Origin of the sequence: Tsukamurella soli, assembly GCF_039541155.1 — a bacterium.
Taxonomy (GTDB): Bacteria; Actinomycetota; Actinomycetes; order Mycobacteriales; family Mycobacteriaceae; genus Tsukamurella; species Tsukamurella soli.
The window spans coordinates 1-702 of sequence record NZ_BAABFR010000263.1 but is presented as its reverse complement, the minus strand read 5'-3'; the positions used below and the strand labels follow the sequence as shown (position 1 = coordinate 702).

General features: G+C 75.2%; 1 protein-coding gene. It reads right to left on the bottom strand.

Going from position 1 to position 702, the window contains the following annotated elements; all coding sequences use genetic code 11:
• A partial coding sequence (gene ftsL / locus ABD908_RS27480; protein ID WP_486390805.1) for a cell division protein FtsL occupies positions 1–702 on the bottom strand: 702 nt, incomplete at both ends.

Below are 702 nucleotides of genomic sequence, written 5' to 3'. Positions count from 1 at the left end.
GTGGTCGGCGCGGCGGCGGACGGCGCACCGGGCGCGACGGGGGCCGCAGCCGTGGTGGGCCCGGCGGAGGGGGCCGACGTGGGTCCGTTGGTGACTGTGGGGCTCCCGGGGTTCATGGTGACCAATTGTTCCCCGAGGGCGCGCGGTTGCCCGGGAGCGCCGCTCGTCGGCGCGCCGGATTGGCCGGTCGGGGCGTTGAGCGGTGCGGGTGCGGTCCCGGTCGCGGCCGCCGGGGTACCGAACACCGTGACCCCGCCGCGCTTGTCGCGCATCAGGACCGGCAGGTCACCCGCGGGCACCATCCCGAGGCCGACAGCGCGCTGCGCGAGGTCCGGGGCGCTCTGTCCGGCCTTCACGTCGCGCTCGAGGCCCGCCTTCTTCTCCTCCAGGGCCTGATTCACCGAGAGCTGTCGCCCCAGCTCGTACGACTTCTCCGCGCTGCCCGTCGATAGGTACAGCGTGAGTGCCAGACCAGCGGCGATCAGTGCGAACACCGCAACCATGAACGGGATCCGGCGGGCTACGCGGGCCGGCGCCGACGGGATCCTCGCCACCAACCGGCGCGCGGAGTAGCCGCCCTCGCGGTGTCTGCGCAGCGCCCGCTCGCTCGGCGTCTCCTTGACCGCTCCCCCGGACCGCACGGCCTGCGCCGTCTCCTGGCGCCGCTTGTCGCGCCGCTCGATCGCCCGCTGGGCCGCGGCG